Origin of the sequence: Thermus brevis, from assembly GCF_026427635.1 — a bacterium.
In the GTDB taxonomy this organism is placed as follows: domain Bacteria; phylum Deinococcota; class Deinococci; order Deinococcales; family Thermaceae; genus Thermus; species Thermus antranikianii.
Map to the genome: position 1 here is coordinate 298,895 of NZ_CP102606.1, position 19,120 is coordinate 318,014.

Here is a 19,120-nt window from a genome sequence, read left to right on the forward strand (position 1 = left end):
ATGGCCCACTACCACGACCTCGAGCACATCCATCCCCCTCTGCCCGAGCTGGGGGAGGAGGTGACCCTCTACCTGGAAACCGAGGCCAAGGAAGGGCTCCTCCTTTACGAAAAGGACGGGGAGATCCACAAAAAACCCATGGAACGGGCCAAGGGGGGCCTAAGGGTGCGGGTTTCCGTGCACGCAAGCCCCTTTCGCTACTGCTTCCTCCTGCCCGAGGGCTTCTTGGGCAGCCACGGCCTGGAAAAAACCCTTCCCCGCTACGACCGTTTCTTCCACCTCCTGGCGGGATCCCTTCCCCCCTGGTGGGCCCTGGGCACCGTCTATTACCAGATCTTCCCCGACCGCTTCCGCCAGGGGCGCCCGGAGCTTTCCCCTAAAGACGGGGAATGGCTTCTCATGGGCAGGCCCATCCGCAAGAAGGCCTGGAACGAACCCCCGGGCCCGGAGGGATCGTGGGAGTTCTACGGAGGAGACCTCTTTGGCATCCTGGAAGCCCTCCCCTACCTGGAGGCCTTGGGGGTGGAAACCCTCTACCTAACCCCCATCTTCCAAAGCCCAAGCAGCCACCGCTACGACACGGAAGACTACCTGCGGGTGGACCCCCACCTGGGAGGAGAGGAGGCCCTGGAAGCCCTCTTCCAGGCTTTGGAAAAGAGGGGTATGCGCCTGGTGCTGGATGGCGTCTTCAACCATGTGGGGGCCACCCACCCTTGGTTTCAAAGGGCCCTAAAGAACCTGGCAAGCCCGGAACGGAGCATGTTCACCTTTTACCCCGATGGCTCCTACGCCGCCTTCTGGGGGGTCAAGTCCATGCCCAAGCTGGACTATGCCTCCCCCCTCACCCAGGAGCGCTTCGTCCACGGTAAAAAGGCTCCCATCCGCTACTGGATGCGCCTGGCCCACGGCTTCCGGCTGGATGTGGCCCACTCCATCGGGGAAGGGGGGACCAACCGCAAGAACGCCCGCTGGCTTCGCGCCTTGGCCCGGGCCGCTAAGGAGGAAAGACCCGAGGCCATAGTATTCGGGGAACTTTCCTACGACGCCACCCCCACCCTAAGGGCCCATACCCTGGATGGGGCCATGCACTATGCGGGCTTCGCCCACCCCGTGATGGAGTGGCTTTCTGGAAGGGATGTGCGCGGAAGGCCCGTCCACCTGGATGCCCAGGAGACCTGGCAAGTCCTCTGGGACCACTACCAGGCCCTGCCCGTGCAGCTTCGGCACAGCATGTACACCCTCCTCTCCTCCCACGACATCCCCCGCGCCCTTTGGCGGCTTAAGGGGGATGTGGAACGGTTCAAGCTGGCCTATGCCCTCCTCTTCGCCTTCCCGGGAAGCCCCGCCATCTATTACGGGGACGAGGTGGGCCTTTCCCAACCCAACCCCTACGCAAAGTGGCAAGGGGATCCCTACTGCCGGGCCCCCTTCCCCTGGAACGAAAGCGCATGGAACCTTGAGGTCTTGACCCTTATCCGCAGGCTGGTAAAGCTCAAGCGCACCCACCCTGCCCTCCGCCTGGGAGGGCTTCTTCCCTTAGAGGCCGGCAAAGAGGTGCTGGCCTTCAAAAGGCGGTACCGAGGCCAGGAGGTCTGGGCCTTCTTCGCCCCGGAAGGGACAAGGCTCACCCTTCCCCCTGGAATAGACCTCGTTGCCGAGAAGGAAGTGGCGGGGGAGGTGGAAACCTCCTTCCTGTTATTCCAACCCGTATAATGCAAGCCAGATGCGGCTCAAAAGTTTCAATAGAAGGGTGAGGCGGGTTGGGAGCACCGACGCCAAGCCAGGGGAAGGCATCCAGGATGCAGCCCCCCTTCAAGCCCAGGCTGGGGGAAGGGTCTCCTCAGAAGAGTTATTGGCCCAGATGGAAGCGCTAAAGGGGGAAAACCCCAAGGACCCTGGCTTCTATAAGCGGTTCATCGCTCTGATTCAAGAAGCTCATGACCGTTGGAATAGCCTCCCCCAGGAACAAAAACAGGCCATCCTTGCCTCTCTTACCACCTTGCTCTCCCTCCTGCCTTGGGGGCGGCTCGGACGGGTAGGGTTGCTCTTGAGGAAGGCTTTAGGCCCTGGGGGACAGCTTGCCCTTGCCGCCCTGCTCCGCCTCCTGAAGCGTTAGGGTCCAAGAGCTATACTGGGCTTTTGTGCGGGATGTCCTCGAGGTCCTGGAGTTCCCCAAGGTCCGCGCCCTCCTTGCGGAAAGGGCCAAGACCCCCTTGGGGCGAAGGCTGGCCTTGGCCCTTGCCCCCCTCTCCCAGGAGGAGGCGGAAAGGCGCCACCAGCTAACCCAGGAGGCCTTAGCCTATCCCTACACCCTTCCCGAGGCGGGGGCCCTCGAGGAAGCCTACCAAAAGGCCCAAGGCGGGGCCAGGCTTTCGGGCCTCGAGCTCCTAAAAGGAGCCCAGGCCCTGGAGGAGGCCATAGCCCTCAAGGAAGAGCTTCTTCCCCTACAAAACCTCCTGAGCCAGGTGGCGGCGGGCATCGGGGACCACGGGGCCTTCCTCACCAAGGTCAGGAAAGCCCTGGACGAGGAAGGAGCCGTGCGGGATGAGGCAAGCCCCAAGCTTTTCGCCATCCGCCGGGAACTCAAGCCCCTGCGCCAGCAGATCCTGGACAAACTCTACGCCCTTATGGACCGCCACCCCGAGGCGATCCAGGACCGGTTCGTCACCCTGCGCCGCGAGCGCTACTGCATCCCCGTGCGCGCGGGGATGGCCCAAAGGATCCCCGGCCTTCTCCTGGATGAGTCCGAGTCCGGGGCCACCCTTTTCATAGAGCCCCTTTCCGTGGTGAAGCTGAACAACCGCCTCCAGGCCCTGCGCCTTCAGGAGGAGGAGGAGGTAAACCGCATCCTACGGGAGCTTTCCGAGGCCCTGGCGGCCGATGAGGAACTGCCCGGCACCCTTGAGGCCCTGGGCCTTCTGGACCTCGTCCAGGCCCAGGCGAGCCTGGCCCGGGATTTCGGGCTTAGCCGGCCCCGCTTCGGGGAAACCTACGAGCTTTTCCAAGCCTTCCACCCCCTTATCCCCAATCCCGTCCCCAACTCCCTGGCCCTGGACGGGGAAAGGCGCCTCATCCTCATCTCCGGCCCCAACATGGGGGGAAAGACGGCCCTCCTAAAAACCCTGGGCCTTGGGGTGCTCATGGCCCAGTCGGGGCTTTTCGTGGCGGCCAAGAAGGCCACCTTGGCCTGGCCCGACAGGGTCTTCGCCGACATCGGCGACGAGCAATCCCTTCAGGAAAACCTTTCCACCTTCGCCGGGCACTTAAGCAGGCTCAAGGAGATGCTGGAAAGCGCCACGGCCCAAAGCCTGGTCCTCATCGACGAGCTGGGTAGCGGCACCGACCCCGAGGAGGGAGCTGCCCTTTCCCAGGCCATCCTGGAAGCCCTCCTGGAAAAAGGGGTCAAGGGCCTGGTCACCACCCACCTCTCCCCCCTGAAGGCCTTCGCCCAGGGGCGAACGGGCATCCAAAACGCCTCCATGCGCTTTGACCTGGAGGGCCTGCGCCCCACCTACGAGCTGGTCCTGGGGGTGCCTGGGCGGAGCTACGCCCTGGCCATCGCCAGGAGGCTTTCCCTGCCCGAGGCGGTGCTGAAGCGGGCGGAAAGCCTTCTGCCCCAAGGGGGAAGGCTGGAAGCCCTCCTGGAGGAGCTGGAGGCGGAAAGGTTACGCCTGGAGGAGGAAAGAAGCCAGCTCCTCTCCCAGATGGCCCAGGTGGAGGCCTTAAGGAAGCGGCTGGAGGAGCGGGAAGCCCGTTTTGAGGAGGAGCGGCAGGAAAGGCTCAAGGCCCTGGAGGAGGAGGTCCGCCAGAAGCTCCTAAAGGTGGAGGCCGAGCTCAAAGCCCTCAAGGAAAAGGCCAAAACCCAGGGGAAAAAGGACGCCCTGCGGGAGCTTTTGGCCCTGAGGGAAAGGTATGCCAGGGCCACGCCCAAGGGGGCCTTGGAGGTGCCTAGGGGCCTCGAGGCGGGACAGATGGTGGAGATCCCCTCCCTGAAGCGTCAGGGAAGGCTTCTGGAGCTAAGGGGAGAGGAAGCCCTGGTCCAGGTGGGGCCGGTGAAGATGACGGTGAAGGCCAAGGAGCTTACCCCCCTCAAGGCCCAGGAAACCCCCAAGGCCATCGGCCTAAAGCCGCGAAGGGAGGTGAAGGAGGTGGACCTCAGGGGGCTTACCGTGGAGGAAGCCCTCCTGGAGGTGGACTCCGCCCTGGAGGAGGCCCGCGCCTTGGGCCTCACCACCCTGCGCCTCCTTCACGGCAAGGGTACCGGAGCCCTCAGGCAGGCCATCCGCGAGGCCCTAAGGCGGGACAAACGGGTGGAAACCTTCGCCGACGCCCCTCCCCACGAGGGCGGGCACGGGGTCACGGTGGTGGTGCTGAAAGGCTAGAAGGAGCGGCCTTCCAGGGCCTCTATGCGCTCTCGGATGACCGGGGGCAAAGGAGCAGGCCTGCCTCCTTCCAGCCAAACCTGGACCGTCTTGCCCCGGGCGGCCTCCTCCCCCCTGGCCAGGAGGAGGTACTCCATGTCAAAGCTACTCCGACCGATGCGCACCACCCGCACCCCCACCTCCACCGGATCCTCGAGGAGGATAGGCCGCAGGAAATCCACCTCCGCCCGGGCCAGGATGAAATGCCCCTTCTCCACCCAGTCCCTTTCCAATCTCTGGAAGTAGGCGGCGCGGGCCACCTCAAAGTAGGTGAGGTAGACCGCGTTGTTCACATGCCCCAGGGCATCCAGGTCGCGGAAGCGCACCTGTATGGGTACGGATACGGGAAAACCCTCCACGAAGCCAGAGTATACCAGGGCTGACCCGCGGGTCAGGTATAGTGGGGCCATGGAAACCACGTGGGATCTAACCCCCCTTTTCCCCGGCCTGGAAAGCCCCGAGTTCCAGGCAGCCTGGGAAGGCGTGAGGAAGCGGATTGGCCAGCTCAAGGAGCAGGTGGACCAACAAGCCCCTCTAAAGGAGGTCCTGGCCTCCCTGGACGCCCTTTTGGAGGAATCCACCCCCCTTTGGGCCTACCTCTACGCCCGCTTCACCGCCGACACCACCGACGAGGCCGCCTTGGCCAAGCTCTCCGAGCTGGAGGTGCTCTTCCTGGACTTCGCCCGCCTCAGGCCCCGCCTCACCCGCTACCTGGCCCTACAGGACCCGGAGGAGGCAGGGCCTTACCGCATCCTGGTGGAGGAGGCCCGGGAGGAGGCCCTGCACATGATGCCTGAAGGAGAGGAGGTCCTGGCGGCGGAGCTATCCCTCTCCGGGCGCCAGGCCTGGTCCAAGCTCCACGAGAACCTCACCAGCCAGATCACCGCGGTGGTGGACGGGGAGGAGTTGCCCATCACCCAGGTGCGGAACCTCTACTTCCGCCCCGAGGAGGAGGTGCGCAAGAAGGCCTACCAGGCGGAGCTCAAAGCCTGGGAAGGCCACGAGGTGCCCCTGGCCTACGCCCTAAACGGGGTCAAGGGGGAAGCCTCGGTCCTGAACCGCAGGCGGGGCTACCGGGATGACCTCGAGCCCAGCCTGCACCGAAACCGCATCACCCGGAAGGCCCTCATGGCCCTCCTGGAAGCGGTGCGGGAAAGCCTTCCCCTCTTCCACCGCTACTACCTCCTGAAGGCCAAGGCTCTGGGCAAGGAAAGGCTAGACTGGTGGGACCTCTTTGCCCCCATCGGAAAGGGCCGGCGCTGGAGCCTGGAGGAGGCCCGGGACTTCATCCGGGAAAAGCTCGCCACCCTGGTCCCGAACGCCGCTAAAGTGGCGGAAACCGCATTCCACGAGCGCTGGATGGATCTCCTGCCCCGCAAGGGCAAGATCGGCGGGGCTTACTGCATGGGAAGGGGCGGGGGCAAAAGCCTCATCCTGGCCAACTACGAGGAAAGCTTTGAGTCGGTTTCCACCCTGGCCCACGAGCTGGGCCACGCCTACCACAACTTCGCCCTGGCCCGGGTGCCCGCCAGCCTGCGGGAGGTGCCCATGACCCTGGCGGAGACCGCCAGCATCATGAACGAAACCCTGGTGGTGGAGGCGGCCCTTAAGGAAGTCTCCCCGGAAGAGGGGCTTCTGATCCTGGACGCCTACCTGCAAGGAGCGGCCCAGGTGGTGGTGGACATCTATAGCCGCTTCCTCTTTGAGTCCTGGGTCTTTGAGGGAAGGAAGGCCCGGGAGCTTTCCCCCAGGGAGTTCAAGGAGCTCATGCTGAAGGCCCAGAAGGAGGCCTACGGGGAGGTCCTCGCCACCCACCACCCCTACATGTGGGCGGTGAAGGGGCACTACTACGGCTCCGACTTCTACAACTACCCCTACACCTTCGGCCTCCTCTTCGGCTTGGCCGTGTACCAGGAGGCCAAGGAGGACCCGGGCTTTGCCGGGCGCTACGAGGAGCTTCTGGCCACCTCGGGCATGTACCGGGCCAAGGAGCTGGCGGCCCGCTACGGCTTTGACCTGGAAAGCCCCGCCTTCTGGCGAAAGGGGTTTGCGGTTCTGGCCGAGAAGGTGGAGGAGTTGGAGAGGAGGCTTGCCTAGTCCAGCCGGGCACCTTCCTGACCTTTCCCTGACCTGGGGAAGGTTAGGTTTATAGGATGCGCCTTTTGGTTCTTTGCACCCACAACTCCGCCCGCAGCCAGATGGCGGAGGGCTGGCTCCGGCACTGGGCCGGGGAAATGGGAGTGGACCTCGAGGTCCACTCCGCCGGCACCGAGAAGACCTTCGTCAAGGAAGAGGCCAAGCGGGTGATGGCCGAGGTGGGGATTGACCTTACGGGGCACTTCTCCAAAACCCTTTTTGAGCTCCCCGATCCCTGGAACTTCCACCTGGTTCTCACCGTGTGCGATGCCGCCAAGGAAGCCTGCCCCGCCTACCCCGCAAAGACGGAAAAGCGCCATGTTTCCTTCCCCGACCCCTCGGGAAAGCCCCTGGAGGAGTGGCACAGGGTGCGGGACGCCCTCGGGCGCATGGCCCGCTACCTGGTGGAAAACCTGAAAGTTGGCCGTATCCCCACAGACGAGGAGCTGGAGGAAGCCGCAAGGTAGCCCTATCGGGCTGACCCGGCCTCGAGGTCCCCAATGTGGATGGCCGCCACCCCGAAGGTGAGGAGTTCGTAGCGCACCTTGAAGCCCGCCTCCTCCATCATGCCCTTTAAGGCTTCCGGCGGGGGAAAGGCCTCCACGCTTTCCGGCAGGTAGCGGTAGGCCCCGAAGCTCCCCGAGACCACCCCCCCCAGGAAGGGAAGGAGCCTCTGGAAGTAAACCCGATAAACCAGGCCAAAGGCCCCCCTGGGAGGCGGGGGAAACTCCAGGATGACCAGCCGCCCCCCCGGGGCCAGGACCCGGCGGAGCTCGAAAAGAGCCTTACGGTAGTCGGCGAAGTTGCGGAAACCGAAGGCGATGGTGATGGCCTCAAAGCTCCCTTGGGGAAAAGGCAGGGACAGGGCATCGGCTTCCAGAAACTCCACCGCAAGGCCCTGCGCCCGGGCTTTCCTGCGGGCGATCTCCAGCATGGGCAGGGCGAAGTCCGCCCCCACCACCTGGGCCGTGGGCGCCTTCCTCTTCAACATAAGGGCCAGGTCTCCCGTGCCCGTGGCCAGGTCCAGGATGCGCCCGGGATTTTTTTCCAAAGCCAGGGCCACCGCCCGCCTGCGCCAGCGAAGATCGGCGCCAAAGGAAAGAAGCCGGTTCAAAAGGTCGTAGCGGGGAGCGATCTCCGCAAACATGCGCCGCACCCGCTCGGCCTTTTCCCGGGGAGAAATCTCCACGAAAGAAGTCTAGCACCGCCCCGGGCCGTAGACCTACGGGGCTAGGGTACAATCGTGGGCGTGTGGAAGGACCGTAAGCGCCTGGGAATCCTGGTGGCCTTGGGGGGAGGGGTTCTCCTCCTCCTCTGGTACCTGGCGCCCTGGGCGGTACCCCATCGCCTTTTTGGCGGGGAAGGCGTGCTTTTAAGCCCCTTCGGCCACCATCTCCCCCAGGGAACCTTGCCCCCGGGCTACGGGGACGGCTGGCTTTGGGGTGTCTTCTATCCCTCCCTGGCCTGGCTGGCTTTCACCCTGGTCCTGGCCTGGACTCCCAAGCCCGCCCGGAAGCTTTTCCTCATGGGGATCCTGGGCCTAGGCCTCTTCCTCCTCACCTACCTTCTCTTCCAAGCCAGCGTGGCCCAGGTGAACGCGGGTGCGGAAAGGCCCATCCTCAGGCGGTACACCCTGGGGCTTGGCAGCTACGCCACCTTGGCCTATAGCCTCTACCTCCTCCTTCTGGCCCGGCTTTTCTCCCCTGGAGGGGTGGCCTTTCTGGTGCGCCGCCGGGGGGTGGTGGTGCCCCTCTTCTCCCTCCTCCTGGCTTCCTTGTTGGGCGGGATCATCGTGGCGGTGATGAAGAAGGCCCCAGGAGAGGCCGAGACCCTAAGGGAAGCCTGGATGCTGAAGCTGGACCTCATCACCTACACCTACCAGCTCCTCTATAGCCCCTTGGTCAACCCCTCGGGCTTCCTGCAAAGCCTCCTCCTGGCTACTCCCCTGATCTTCACCGGCTTAGCCGTGGCCTTAAGCTTCCGCGGGGGGCTTTTCAACATCGGGGCCCCGGGGCAGCTCATCCTGGGGGCCATCGCCGCCATGCTGGTGGGGGTGTACCTGCCAGGGCCCAGGTGGCTGGTACTGCCCCTCGCCATCCTGGCCGCCGGTTTGGCCGGGGGGCTATGGGGTGCCCTGCCCGGCTGGCTCAAGGCCCGCTTCGGGGCCCACGAGGTCATCAACACCATCATGCTGAACTACATCGCCGCAAGCCTCTTCCTCTTCCTTATCTCCTCCAACGAGTACAAGTTCTTCGGCCGCACCCTGTACCTGCCCTTCAAATACCCAGGGTACGAGGCCCGGAGCTACGAGATCCGACCAGAGGCCCGCATCCCCCACTGGACCGAGCTTTTGGCCCCGGGGGGAGAGCTATCCTGGGCCTTGCCCTTCGCCCTCCTTCTGGGCCTATTGGGCTACTTCCTCACCCGGAAGAGCCTGGGCCACCGGGTGCTCATGGGCCTCCTCGGAGGAGTGGCGGGCTACGCGGTGGGCGGCCTTCTACCGGGACCTGCGGTGAGCTTGGGCCCCGACCTTACCTCCGTGCGCCTTAACGGCGCTTTTCTTCTGGCCATCCTGGCCCTTTTCTTCTTCCACTTTTACGTCTTCCGCACCGTGGGAGGGTACGAGCTTAGGGCCATGGGCCTGGCCCCCAAGGCGGCGGAGTACGGAGGGGTGCTGGCCGGGCGGAAGATGGTCCTCATCATGTTTCTGGCAGGGGCCTTGGCGGGTCTGGCCGCCACCCACTACGTGCTGGGCGGGGGGATTGACGAGTACCGCCTGAAGCAATCCCTTCCCTATTCCGTGGGCTTTGACGGCATCGCCGTGGCCCTGATGGGCCAGAACACCCCCTTGGGGGTGGGCCTGGCCGCCTGGCTATTTGGCATCCTCCTCACCGGGGGGTTGCAGGTGAACCTGCAACTGGGCATCAGCCGGGAGCTGGTGGCGGTATTGCAGGCCTTGATCGTGCTCTTCATCGCCGCCGGGGGCTTTTTGCCCCGCTACTTCACCGACCCCCTGCGAGCAGCCGAGGTGGAGCTTAGGGAAGAAAGCCGAAAGCGAGAGGAAAGGGAGGAGACCCCATGAACCTGGACGCTGCCTTTTGGATCGCCCTCTTCTTTTCCACCCTGCGCCAGACCACGCCCCTTTTGCTCACCGCCTTAGGGGGCATGTTCTCCGAAAGGAGCGGGGTGGTGAACATCGCCCTCGAGGGCATCATCCTCTTCGGAGCCCTCACCGCCGCAGTGGTGGTGGAAAGGGTGGAACACACCTTAGGCCCCGGCCCCCATCCCTGGCTTCCCTGGCTTGGGGTCCTAAGCGCCATGCTGGTGGGAGGGCTGGTGGCCCTGGTGCATGCGGTGGTCTCCATCAAATACCGGGCCGACCAGATCATCAGCGCCACCGCCATCAACCTCCTGGCCCTGGGAGCCCCCAGCCTGGTGCTCACCTACTTCTACGGCAACGCCACCAACTCCAAGGAGGTGGCAAACCGCCTGCCCCTTTGGGGGCCTGAGGGCTTTGCCCTTTCCCCCTTGGTCTACCTGGCCTTCCTCCTGGTTCCCCTGACCTGGTGGGTCCTCTTCAAAACCCCCTTTGGCCTGCGCCTCAGGGCCGTGGGCGAGCATCCCGAAGCTGCCGACACCCTGGGGATCAACGTGTACCGCATGCGCTACATCGGGGTGGTGCTCTCCGGAGTTTTGGCGGGCCTCGCCGGGGCCTACCTGGCCATCGGCTTCCTCAACCAGTTCGTGCGGGGCATGTCCGCGGGGATGGGGTTCATCTCCCTGGCGGCCATGATCTTCGGGAAGTGGCACCCCTTGGGCATCCTCTTCGCCACCTTGCTCTTTGGCTTCGCCAGCGCCCTGGCCATCCAGCTTCAGGGCACGGAGATCCTGCCCGCGGTCTTGGTGCAGGCCTTCCCTTACGTGGTCACCGTTCTGGTGCTGGCGGGCTTCATGGGCAAGAGCCGACCCCCGGCGGCGGTGGGAAGGCCCTACGAAAAGTGAAGGACCTTGACCCATCGCCCCAGGCGGTAGCGGAGGGTGAGGGCGCTGCCGTCTTGGAAGCGGAGCTCCACCCGCCCCTTTCCCAAGGCGAAGCCCACCACCTCCTCCGCCCCCAGACCCTGGGCAAAGTGGGCGAAGCCATCCGAGCGCAGGTAGAGGAAACCCTCCTCCCAAGGGGAGAGGAGGAAGATCTGGGCCTCGGTGCCCTGGCGGTTCAGTACCAGGCGGCGCACCTTTCGGGCGAACACTTGGGCCCCACTCATCCTCTCAGGCCAGTTCCTCCTTGGACACCTCCACCGCCTTCCCCTCCTCCAGGAGGAGTTCCACCGTCCCCTTCAAGGGGTTCACCTTCTGCACCTTGCCGCACACCCCCTCCTTGGTGCAGACCCGGGCGTTCCTGCGGGGAAGCTCCGCCAAAAGCTCCTGGTACACGGGATGCTCGTAAGCCAGGCAGCAAAGGAGCCGTCCGCAAGGACCCGAGATCTTCTCGGGGTTCAGGGGAAGCCCCTGGTCGCGGGCCAGCTTGATGGATACCTGGGCGAAACCCTGTAGCCAGGTGGAGCAGCAAGACTCCATCCCGCAGGCACCCAGGGTGCCCAGGTAGGCAGCCTCCTCCCGGGGGCCCTCGGCCAAAAACTCCACCCGGGCCCCGAAGCGCTCGGCAAGTTCCCGGGTAAAACGCCTGAGGTTCACCCGCTCCTCCGCGGCGTAGTGCACGGTGAGGTGGCGGCCATCCAGGGTGAAGTCGCACCCCAGGACCTTGGCCCTCACTCCCTCTTCCTGAAGGCGGGCCCGCAGGTAAAAGGCCGCCTCCTCCGCCCTGGCCCGGAGCCTCGAGGCCAGGTCCAGATCCTCCTTGGTGGCCAGGCGCACCACCTCCCCGGCCTCCTTCTCCTTGCGGGGCGGGGTGCGCACTTTGCCCACCTCCAGGCCCCGGCTGGTGCGCACCACCACATACGCCTCCAGGGGTGGGGGATTCCCTTGGAAACGGAAGTAGCGCAGGACAGGGGTGCGGGCTTTGCGCAGATCGGCGTGCAGGCGAACGCCCACGGTCATGTTTCCAAGTCTAAGGCCAATCGGGCCAGGACCAGGTCCGGGCTCACATACCGCTCCAGGGCCTCCCGGGCGGCCTCGAGGGCCAGAAGCGCCTGCGGACGGTGGCGGAAGGCGACATAAAGGGCGAAAATCCCTTCCTCGTCCGCGAAGAGCTCCTTCAGGAGGGCAAACCGCCGCCAGGAGGAGGCGCCACCCACCTCCCTGGCCTTCTCCATGCGGGCGCGAAAGGCAGTGGGGTCGGCCAGAGCCCTTAAGAGCCGGCCTGGAGCCCCGCCGGCGTAAGCCAGAAGCTCCGGGTCCTGGGTCAAGGGGTAAAGCCGCTCCTCAGGCACCGGGGCAAAGGCCACCTCCAGGGCCCGGCTGGCCAAGGTGGGAAGCAGGGTGGCGCGGCTTGGGGCGATGAGGACGATGCGCCCGTAGGAGGGAGGTTCCTCCAGAAGCTTCAAAAGGGCGTTGGCCGCAGCCTCGGTGAGGAGGTGGGCCGAGTCCAGGATGGCCACCTTGACCCGCTCCCGGGGGTGGGTGGCGAACCATTCAAAAAGGGGTTCCACCTCCTCGAGGCGGATCTCCACCCGCCCCTTCAAACCCCGCTCCGGGGGACCTATCTCCAGAAGGTCGGGATGCTCCCCCAAGGCGGGGGGAGGAAACCCCCGGTTCAGCCCCCAGGCGTACCAGCGGGCCACCAGGCGCCTCCCCACCCCTTCCGGCCCCGAAAAGAGCAGGGTGGAGGCGCCAAGCCGGGGTAGGAGCTCCAAAATGGCCTCGTGGCCGATTATTCCCCCAGGGTCAGACGCTCGTAGAGCCACGTGGGAAACCCCTCCTCCGCCAGGCGATGGGCCACCTGGTCCAGGTTGTACCCCACCCGGAAAAAGGTGATCCCGTCCCCCTCCCACAGGGCAAAGGCCGCCCCCGGCACGTGGTCGCGGGGCTGGCCCACCGAACCTGGGTTGACCAGGGCCCGCACCGTGGGAGGCAAAAGGAGCTCTCCTCCTGCGCTATAGCGCTGGTAGCGCACCCAAGGCCGGGGCCCGGAAAGCTCCAGAAAGGCCCCGGCCAGATGGGTGTGCCCGTGGAAGGTGAGGCGGTGGTCCGTACAGGCGAAGGCCTGGCGGGCCAGTTCCAGCGCATCCAGGTACTCCATGGGATCGCAGGGGCTGCCGTGGACCAAAAGCACCCCCTCCACCTCCTTTTGCCAGGGCCAGGAGGAGAGGAAATCCAGGTGCCTTTGGGAAAGCCTCCTCCGCTGCCAGGAAAGGATCTCCAGGACCACCCCTTCCTGGGGCAAACGGTCCAGGGCCAGAAGCCAGGCATCGTGGTTGCCCAAGACGCACTGGGCCTCCACTTCCATGAGCCAGTCCAGCACCCGGTCCCCATCCGGATAGTAGCCCACCGCATCCCCCAGGAAGAGCACCCCATCAAAAGAAGGGGCCGCCTCGAGGACCGCCTGCAAGGCCGGCCAGTTGCCGTGGATGTCGGAGAGGACCAGGTAGCGCACGGGGTTCAGGATACCATGAGAACATGGCTTCTTCCCTGCTGGAACAGCTTTCGGCGGACCTCGAGGTCCTCTCGGAACACCTCCGGGCAGGACTGGACGAATTCGGCACCCTTTACTGCTACCTGGAAGGCGGCCGAGGAGGAAGGACCTACCTCCTCCACGCCCCCTACGAGGAGGCCTTGGCCGTGCTCCAGGCTCTAAACGGCCTCTCTTTTCGGGGACGGATCCTTCTGGCCCTGGATCCCTCGCCCCTCTCTCCCACCTTAGAGGGCCTTCCCCTTTCCGGCCCCACCCGGGCACCCCTGGCCCACCTCCTGGAAAAAACCCGCCCAGACCGCCTCCTCTTAGCCTTTCCCGGGGAGGGGCTTGGCCAAGGCTTCCCGGGAGCCAAGGAAACCCCAAGGGGCTGGCAACCCCTGGAAGCTGAGGAGGAACCCCTGGTCCTGCGGGTGGAGGCGCCCACGGGCCTCACCTACCAGGAGGTGCGGGCCTACGGGCCCTGGGAAAGCCCTCCCCTTCCCCTGGACCTACCCATAAGCCCAGGGCCCTATTGGGGAAGCGTGGGCTTGGCCTTGGGGATTCCCACCTACGGGGTGGGTTTGGTAAACTTACGGGCAAGCCTGGAGGCGCTTCTCAGCCTCTGGTAACAGGAGGGAGAATATGATGTACATCGCGCTGTTTGCCTTGGGAGCCGCCCTGGTTACCCTGCTCTTCTACCTGATCCTGAACCCCCGCGTGCTCACCACCGAGGGGGAAACCTTTGACCTGCGCTTTATCCTTTTCATGCTGATGCTCATCATCCTGGCCGCCGGCACGGTGGCCTTGATGCTGATCTTGGGCAAGATGCACCACCTGCTTTAAACTCCGCGCCCTCCGGCCAAAGGAGGGCGCCTTTTGCACTTTCGGGTTTCCCACCTCAGGAAACCCGGCTTGTTTCCCTTTCAGCAAGCTCCTTGCGAAGATACTCCAGGTCCTTTTCCAGGGCCTTGCGGGTGGCCTCGAGAACGGGGGTAAACTCGGGGGGAAACTCCCGGGTCAGGTGGCCCATGCACACCAGAAGCCCTTCCACCATGGCCTTCTCCTGCTCCCGCCGGCGCTTGCCCCCCCGCAGGGCGCTGTAGGCCAGATGCTCCAGCCGCCGCACCACGCACACCCTGGGCTCCCCCCCCACCCCAGCACAGGGAAGACCCTCCGCACCCCCACAGGCCGCATAGGCCTTGGAGTACAGGGGAGCCAGCTCGGGATGCCCTAAAAGGGCAGGCCCCAGGGGCCCCGCGTGGGCCGCGGCCAGGCGGAGGTACGCAGCGTGGCGGGCACGGCGAATCTCCACCTCCATGGTTCCATCTTAGACAAGGGCCACCGGGACAAATGCCCCAGAGGGCTAGGGAAGCCGGAAAGGGCTCCTCAGCCCGGCCAAGGCGAGGGTCCTGGCTTCCTCCGGGGCCCAGGAGAGGGCCAGGACCCCCCGGTAGGCCCTCAGAGCCCTTTCCCGCTCCCCCGCCAGGTCCAGAAGCTGGCCAAAGCGGGCCAGCACGTAGCCCGGCAGGTAGCCGGGGTGCTGGAAGTCCATGCGGAACACCTCCTCCATGAGGCTTAAGGCCTCCTGCCACTCCCCGGCCGCCAGGTAGATCTGGGCCGCCAGGTACAGGGCCTCGGGATCCCCTATTTGGAAGAGCTCCTCCAAGAGCCCCGCCCAGTCGTCCTCTTCCTTAAGCCGCCAGGCCCGGTCCAAAAGGGCCCTTTGCCTCTCCGCCTCCGTGGGCTCGTGGGCCTTGGGAAGCGCCCCGGGGAAGGCCTCCGCCAGGAAGAGGTAGTCCAAAAGCTCCGCCACCACCGCCCCCTCCTTCCCCCTTAGGGCCTCCGCCACCCGGGCCATGCGCCTTGCCCGGAAGCCCGTGGCCGGGCCCTCCCCGAAGGCCCGGGCGAAGCCCCCATAGACCTCCCGAAGCCGCCCCAAAAAGGCCTCCGAGCCCAGGGCCTCCGGGGTCAGGGGCTCCTTCAGGAGGGCGAGAAGGGCCTCGTCAAAGGCGGCCATGGCCTCCAGGTGGGGCCTTCCCCCGGGGAACTGGCCCAGGGCCTCCCGGAAGGCCTCGGCCTCGGCCTTGAGGTGGGCCTCCCGGTCCAGGGCCACCACGGGGACGCCCCTTTCCTCGGCCCAGGGGAGGAGGTGGAAGAGGAGGGGGTCCTCCTCCCGCCAAAGCCCTTCCCGCAGGCTTTCCTCCGAGTGGGAGGCCAGGTAGAGGACGGGGGCACCGGCCTTTTCCAAAAGGGCCAGCACCGTGGCGGCGTTGTAGTGTGGATGCAGGATGTGGAAGGGCCCAAGGGAAGGAAGAAGCAGCATCCTCACCATCTTAGACCTCCGGGAACGCAACTACCGCCTGGCGGCGCTCAATGGCTGGCTGGTGTGGCTGGGGGATACCTTCTTGAACCCCAACATCGTCCTCACCAGCTTCGCCGCCAAGCTGGGGGCCCCCGGGGCCCTGATCGGCCTCCTCCCCGCCTTGCTGCAGGCTGGAGGTATGATCCCCCAGGCCTTCCTGGCCCCCTACGTGGCCCGCTTTCCCCGGAAGATCGTCCTCTACCGGAAGGTGGCCGCCTTGAGGCTATCCGGCCTCGTCCTCATGGCCCTCTCCGCCTTCCTCTTCGGCCAAAACCCCTCCCTCCTCCTCCTCGGCTTCCTCCTCGGCCTCCTCCTAAACGCCCTCTTCACCGGGGTCTCCAGCCTCCCCTTCTGGGAGGTGGTGGCCAAGACCACGCCCCAAGGGAGGCGGGCCCACCTCTTCTCCGCCCGGAACCTGGTGGGGGGGCTTCTCGCCTTCCTGGCGGGGTTTCTCGTGCGGGAGGTGCTTTCCCTCCCCCTCCCCTTCCCCCTGCCCTACGCCCTCCTCTTCGCCCTGGGGGCCTTGGCCTACGGGCTTGGCTGGTACCTCTTCGGCCTCACGGAGGAACCCGAGGAGGCCCCCAAGGAGGCGAGGCTGGACCTGAAGGCCCCCCTCCTCCGCCCCGCCTTCCGCCGCTACCTGGGGGTGCGGCTCCTCCTGGCCCTCGCGGGCCTCGCCGAGCCCTTCTACGCCGCCTACGCCGTGAGGGCCCTGGGCCAGGGGAAAGAGCTTGGCCTTTACCTCTCCCTCTACGCCCTGGCCTTCACCCTCTCCAACCTCCTCTGGGCCCGCATGGCGGAACGGGGCTCCAAGGGGGTGCTCAAGGCGGGGGCTTTCCTCGCCCTCCTTAGCCCCCTCCTCGCCCTCCTCCTGCCCCCGGGGCTTTTCGGCCTCGTCTTTCTCCTCCAAGGGGCGTACCTCGCCGCCCTCGGCCTTTCCACCACCACCTACCTCCTCAACCTGGCCCCCCCGGGGGAGCGCAGCGCCGCCATCGGCCTCACCAACACCCTGGCAGGCCTCTTCGCCTTCTCTCCGGTGCTTGGGGGATACCTGGCGGACCGCCTGGGCTTTCCCGCCCTCTTCCTCCTGGCCGCACTCCTCTACGCCCTGGCCCTCCTCCTCGCGAAGAGGCTTCCCGAGGAAGGGTAAGGGCCTGGGAACGCCAACCCCTCGCCGATGCCAGGGGAAAGGGGTTGCTCGCCCCGCCCCGGTGCGCCGGAGGGGCGCCCAAAGGCCCGGGCCCCCGGCACCGCCGGGGGCCCGGAGACAGGCCTAGGGGCTAGAAGACGGGGGTAGGGGTGTTCGTCCCGTAGTTATAGGTGTAGCCTATCGCCAAGCCGTTGTCGTACTCCACGACCACCAAGACCTGGGGCGTGCTCAAGTTGGCGGGCGCAGAGAAGACCACGGCGTACTGCCCACCGCCGATCGGGGTAGCGTCGGCCACGTAGTTGTAGTAATCGTTGGTGCCGTCGTTGCTGCTCCAGAGGTAGACGTGCACCGCCTTGACCTGCGCGGTACCGCCCGTGTGGGTGAAGGTGAGCGTGGTGCTACCACCGGATGCCTGGTTAATGTCCGGAACTTCGCTAAAGCCCCCCAGAGTACCGGCGGTGTTGGCGTTGGCCGGGGTCACGCTGATGGCCAGCGTGCTGGTCGCCGGCGCGTTGCGCGCCATGTCCTGCACCCACGCGAAGAGGGTGAAGTCCCCGCCGGTGCTGGGCTTGAGGGCGGTGAGGGTGCCGGTATAGTCGGCGCTGGTGACGCCCGGTGCGCCGAAGGCCTTGGGGGTGGAAGTAAGGGCGGTGAAGCGGATGGTGCCCTTACTCCAGTAGATCAGGCCCTGGCGCAGGTCCACGTTGTCCGTGGCGTGGGCGGTGGCGGTGAAGCTGGTGCCGCCGGTGAGGGCCGTGACCGTGGGCTGGGTGAAGACCACGTTGGGCGCGGTGTTGTCGTAGAGGACGTTGAGGGTGACGGGGTCGGAGACGTTCCCGGCGTTGTCCGTGGCCTGCACGGTCAGGGTGTAGTAGCCCTGGGGCGCGCTACCGAGGGTGGCGGCGATGTCGTTCAGGCCGGGGATAGTGTTGGTGGTAACGGCGGTGATGGTTTGCCCGTTCACCTTCCAGATGTACCCGCTCGTGTTAATCCCGGAGGCCACGGGCGGCGTCCCGCTGGCCGGGTCGTTGACCGTGAGCCAGCCGACGATCGTGGTGCCCACGCTGTTGCCGTTCAGGTCCTTGCCAGAAACGTTCCCGGTGTTCAGGGACGCGGAGTTGAAGTAGGCCCGGTTGTCGTAGCCCGTGCTCAGGGCGAGGGTGGGCTTGGTGTTGTCAATGCCGAAGGCGTTGCTCGCGGGGGGAGTGGAGTAGGTGTAGGTGTTGCCCAGGGCGTCCTTCACCGCCTTCACGTAGACCTGGAAGAAGCCGCCCTCGGGAAGGCCGGCGAGCGCCCCGGCCCCCGCGCACCCACCGCCGGTGATGCTCACCGCCTGACCGGTGAGAACCGGGGTGTTGGTGGTGGTGTTGACGTCCACCACGATCTGATCGCCGCCCACGCCAGCGTCGGGGGTGTAGCTGCTGAACCCGACAAGCAGATTGCCCGAGGTGGCGAACTGCCCGGGGCCAAGGGAGGTAGTCGCCTTGCACACCAGGGCACCGGTCCCGATCGTCGGCACGTAGAAGTCAAGCCTCAACGTGCTCAGCGCGAAGGGGGGGTTGTTGGAGAAGAGCCCGGTGCTGTCCACCAGGACTTGCGAGCCATCCAACACGGCGCTAGGAGGGACAGAGAGGGAAGTCGTGTCGGCGTAGGTAACCGTGACCAGCATCGCCCCCAGAGCGGCGCCATCTAGAGAGGAGTTTTTGTTGGTGCTGTTGTAGGGGATGGTGAAGACGTAGGGCGCGCTGGTAAGGGTGGCAGTGGACTGGACCCCAGAGGTGCTCGCGTCAAGGTCAACGCCGCCGCCAACCCCACTTAGATCCAGCTCAACGCTCTGCACGCCCTTGCCCGAGTAGAGAACGGGCACCACCTCCAGGGTCACCGGGCCTCCGCCGTAGTAGCGCTTACCCCCCTTGTTGAGGGCGTTGCCCGAGATCTTGAGGACGGCGAAGTCGGAGTTGTTGAACTTGACGCTCGTAGCGGTGCTGGTGGCCACCGGGTTGCCGCCCTTGACCAAGCGGACCTGAACGGTGTGGGCGCCGTTGGGGTACTTGGGCGCGAGGTTAGCCAGGGCCGCGGTGTTCAGGTTCCACTCAAAGGTGTAGGTGGCCTGCTGGGGCCGGATACCCTGTGTGGCAGCGCCGAAGTTCACCTCGTACTCCACGTTGTTGTCCAGCAGGAACTGGACCTTGTCCGGCACCACGGAGCCCAGGACCACCTTGGCCCGCACGATGACGAGCCCGGAGACGTTGTTGGGGTCCACCGGAATGGAGGTATTAGCGTTATACAGCCCCTCCACCGCGACCGTGGTGGGCGTGCCGGGCGGCGGCGGCGTCTGCACCTGCTGCCCGCACCCCGCGAAGAGCAGGGCGAGGCCGCCCACCAAGGCGAAGCCTAGCGTCTTAAGCCTGTTTCCCTTCATAGCCTCTTACCTCCCTTTCCTTTTTCTGCTTCCGAAAGGGTTTCCGCGTTGCCCCCTT

General features: G+C 65.6%; 19 protein-coding genes. 10 read left to right on the forward strand and 9 right to left on the reverse strand.

The annotated features are described in order from the left end of the window. The 3 genes from KQ693_RS01700 to KQ693_RS01710 are packed head-to-tail and all read left to right on the forward strand — an operon-like array spanning position 1 to position 4,382. Positions 1 to 1,713, forward strand: coding sequence for a glycoside hydrolase family 13 protein (locus KQ693_RS01700; protein WP_267261734.1), 1,713 nt, complete (start codon positions 1 to 3; stop codon positions 1,711 to 1,713). 10 nt (positions 1,714 to 1,723) lie between these two features. Then, on the forward strand, positions 1,724 to 2,116 hold the full coding sequence (locus KQ693_RS01705) for a hypothetical protein (RefSeq protein ID WP_246584416.1): 393 nt from the start codon (positions 1,724 to 1,726) through the stop codon (positions 2,114 to 2,116). 25 nt (positions 2,117 to 2,141) lie between these two features. After that, positions 2,142 to 4,382, forward strand: a complete 2,241-nt coding sequence (locus KQ693_RS01710; protein WP_267261735.1) for an endonuclease MutS2 — start codon at positions 2,142 to 2,144, stop codon at positions 4,380 to 4,382. On the opposite strand, the gene KQ693_RS01715 is transcribed toward KQ693_RS01710, so the two are convergent. Then, complete coding sequence (locus tag KQ693_RS01715; RefSeq protein WP_267261736.1) at positions 4,379 to 4,780, reverse strand: acyl-CoA thioesterase; 402 nt, start codon at positions 4,778 to 4,780, stop codon at positions 4,379 to 4,381. The two genes, KQ693_RS01710 and KQ693_RS01715, sit on opposite strands and share 4 nt — an antisense overlap. Before the next feature lie 49 nt (positions 4,781 to 4,829). Here KQ693_RS01715 and KQ693_RS01720 point away from each other — a divergent pair, with 49 nt between their 5' ends. After that, positions 4,830 to 6,518 carry a M3 family oligoendopeptidase gene (locus tag KQ693_RS01720; RefSeq protein WP_267261737.1) on the forward strand — a complete coding sequence of 563 codons (1,689 nt, stop codon included), beginning with the start codon at positions 4,830 to 4,832 and terminating at the stop codon, positions 6,516 to 6,518. A 56-nt stretch (positions 6,519 to 6,574) separates the two neighbouring features. Beyond that, entirely contained in the window at positions 6,575 to 7,024 is a 450-nt protein-coding gene (locus tag KQ693_RS01725; RefSeq protein ID WP_267261738.1) for an arsenate reductase ArsC, read from the forward strand. Positions 7,025 to 7,026: 2 nt separating this feature from the next. Here the strand turns inward: KQ693_RS01725 and ubiE are convergent, their stop codons facing one another. Further along, positions 7,027 to 7,704, reverse strand: a complete 678-nt coding sequence (gene ubiE, locus KQ693_RS01730; RefSeq protein ID WP_267262400.1) for a bifunctional demethylmenaquinone methyltransferase/2-methoxy-6-polyprenyl-1,4-benzoquinol methylase UbiE — start codon at positions 7,702 to 7,704, stop codon at positions 7,027 to 7,029. A 102-nt stretch (positions 7,705 to 7,806) separates the two neighbouring features. On the opposite strand from ubiE, the gene KQ693_RS01735 reads away from it, so the two are divergent. Both KQ693_RS01735 and KQ693_RS01740 read left to right on the forward strand, forming a co-directional pair. Further along, the gene (locus KQ693_RS01735; protein ID WP_267261739.1) at positions 7,807 to 9,639 is read left to right on the forward strand and encodes an ABC transporter permease; all 1,833 of its coding nucleotides are present in this window, start codon (positions 7,807 to 7,809) and stop codon (positions 9,637 to 9,639) included. After that, the gene (locus KQ693_RS01740) at positions 9,636 to 10,559 is read left to right on the forward strand and encodes an ABC transporter permease (RefSeq protein ID WP_267261740.1); all 924 of its coding nucleotides are present in this window, start codon (positions 9,636 to 9,638) and stop codon (positions 10,557 to 10,559) included. Before KQ693_RS01735 ends, KQ693_RS01740 begins: the two co-directional genes overlap by 4 nt. Here the strand turns inward: KQ693_RS01740 and KQ693_RS01745 are convergent. From KQ693_RS01745 to KQ693_RS01760, 4 genes are read right to left on the reverse strand one after another with little or no spacing between them, the layout of a single operon-like run. Beyond that, a complete protein-coding gene (locus KQ693_RS01745; protein ID WP_267261741.1) occupies positions 10,547 to 10,822 on the reverse strand; it encodes a hypothetical protein in 276 nt (91 codons plus the stop codon). The genes KQ693_RS01740 and KQ693_RS01745 overlap by 13 nt on opposite strands. Positions 10,823 to 10,826: 4 nt before the next feature. Further along, positions 10,827 to 11,615, reverse strand: coding sequence for a PSP1 domain-containing protein (locus KQ693_RS01750; protein ID WP_267261742.1), 789 nt, complete (start codon positions 11,613 to 11,615; stop codon positions 10,827 to 10,829). Beyond that, a complete protein-coding gene (locus KQ693_RS01755) occupies positions 11,612 to 12,421 on the reverse strand; it encodes a DNA polymerase III subunit delta' (RefSeq protein WP_267261743.1) in 810 nt (269 codons plus the stop codon). Before KQ693_RS01755 ends, KQ693_RS01750 begins: the two co-directional genes overlap by 4 nt. Continuing rightward, a complete protein-coding gene (locus tag KQ693_RS01760; protein WP_267261744.1) occupies positions 12,388 to 13,110 on the reverse strand; it encodes a metallophosphoesterase family protein in 723 nt (240 codons plus the stop codon). The genes KQ693_RS01755 and KQ693_RS01760 overlap by 34 nt, the downstream gene beginning before the upstream one ends. A 23-nt stretch (positions 13,111 to 13,133) precedes the next feature. Between KQ693_RS01760 and KQ693_RS01765 the strand changes: the two genes are divergently transcribed. Together KQ693_RS01765 and KQ693_RS01770 are read left to right on the forward strand one after the other, a co-directional pair. Next, the gene (locus tag KQ693_RS01765; protein ID WP_267261745.1) at positions 13,134 to 13,757 is read left to right on the forward strand and encodes a hypothetical protein; all 624 of its coding nucleotides are present in this window, start codon (positions 13,134 to 13,136) and stop codon (positions 13,755 to 13,757) included. 13 nt (positions 13,758 to 13,770) lie between these two features. After that, positions 13,771 to 13,971, forward strand: coding sequence for a hypothetical protein (locus tag KQ693_RS01770; RefSeq protein WP_267261746.1), 201 nt, complete (start codon positions 13,771 to 13,773; stop codon positions 13,969 to 13,971). 55 nt (positions 13,972 to 14,026) lie between these two features. On the opposite strand, the gene KQ693_RS01775 is transcribed toward KQ693_RS01770, so the two are convergent. Next, complete coding sequence (locus KQ693_RS01775) at positions 14,027 to 14,446, reverse strand: hypothetical protein (protein WP_019550349.1); 420 nt, start codon at positions 14,444 to 14,446, stop codon at positions 14,027 to 14,029. Between the two features lie 45 nt (positions 14,447 to 14,491). After that, positions 14,492 to 15,460: a tetratricopeptide repeat protein gene (locus KQ693_RS01780; protein ID WP_267261747.1), complete on the reverse strand. Its 969-nt coding sequence runs from the start codon at positions 15,458 to 15,460 to the stop codon at positions 14,492 to 14,494. Between KQ693_RS01780 and KQ693_RS01785 the strand changes: the two genes are divergently transcribed. Then, positions 15,417 to 16,640 carry an MFS transporter gene (locus KQ693_RS01785; protein WP_267261748.1) on the forward strand — a complete coding sequence of 408 codons (1,224 nt, stop codon included), beginning with the start codon at positions 15,417 to 15,419 and terminating at the stop codon, positions 16,638 to 16,640. The genes KQ693_RS01780 and KQ693_RS01785 overlap by 44 nt on opposite strands. A gap of 130 nt (positions 16,641 to 16,770) precedes the next feature. Here the strand turns inward: KQ693_RS01785 and KQ693_RS01790 are convergent, their stop codons facing one another. Further along, positions 16,771 to 19,062, reverse strand: coding sequence for a hypothetical protein (locus KQ693_RS01790; RefSeq protein ID WP_267261749.1), 2,292 nt, complete (start codon positions 19,060 to 19,062; stop codon positions 16,771 to 16,773). Positions 19,063 to 19,120 lie beyond the last annotated feature (58 nt).

Coding starts and splice junctions, on each gene's coding strand:
- KQ693_RS01780 (WP_267261747.1), bottom strand. CDS start 15,460: ATGGTGAGGATGCTGCTTCTTCCTTCCCTTGGGCCCTTCCACATCCTG.
- KQ693_RS01790 (WP_267261749.1), bottom strand. CDS start 19,062: ATGAAGGGAAACAGGCTTAAGACGCTAGGCTTCGCCTTGGTGGGCGGC.
- KQ693_RS01775 (WP_019550349.1), bottom strand. CDS start 14,446: ATGGAGGTGGAGATTCGCCGTGCCCGCCACGCTGCGTACCTCCGCCTG.
- KQ693_RS01785 (WP_267261748.1), top strand. CDS start 15,417: ATGTGGAAGGGCCCAAGGGAAGGAAGAAGCAGCATCCTCACCATCTTA.
- KQ693_RS01720 (WP_267261737.1), top strand. CDS start 4,830: ATGGAAACCACGTGGGATCTAACCCCCCTTTTCCCCGGCCTGGAAAGC.
- KQ693_RS01765 (WP_267261745.1), top strand. CDS start 13,134: ATGGCTTCTTCCCTGCTGGAACAGCTTTCGGCGGACCTCGAGGTCCTC.
- ubiE (WP_267262400.1), bottom strand. CDS start 7,704: ATGTTTGCGGAGATCGCTCCCCGCTACGACCTTTTGAACCGGCTTCTT.
- KQ693_RS01750 (WP_267261742.1), bottom strand. CDS start 11,615: ATGACCGTGGGCGTTCGCCTGCACGCCGATCTGCGCAAAGCCCGCACC.
- KQ693_RS01745 (WP_267261741.1), bottom strand. CDS start 10,822: ATGAGTGGGGCCCAAGTGTTCGCCCGAAAGGTGCGCCGCCTGGTACTG.
- KQ693_RS01725 (WP_267261738.1), top strand. CDS start 6,575: ATGCGCCTTTTGGTTCTTTGCACCCACAACTCCGCCCGCAGCCAGATG.
- KQ693_RS01740 (WP_267261740.1), top strand. CDS start 9,636: ATGAACCTGGACGCTGCCTTTTGGATCGCCCTCTTCTTTTCCACCCTG.
- KQ693_RS01770 (WP_267261746.1), top strand. CDS start 13,771: ATGATGTACATCGCGCTGTTTGCCTTGGGAGCCGCCCTGGTTACCCTG.
- KQ693_RS01705 (WP_246584416.1), top strand. CDS start 1,724: ATGCGGCTCAAAAGTTTCAATAGAAGGGTGAGGCGGGTTGGGAGCACC.
- KQ693_RS01700 (WP_267261734.1), top strand. CDS start 1: ATGGCCCACTACCACGACCTCGAGCACATCCATCCCCCTCTGCCCGAG.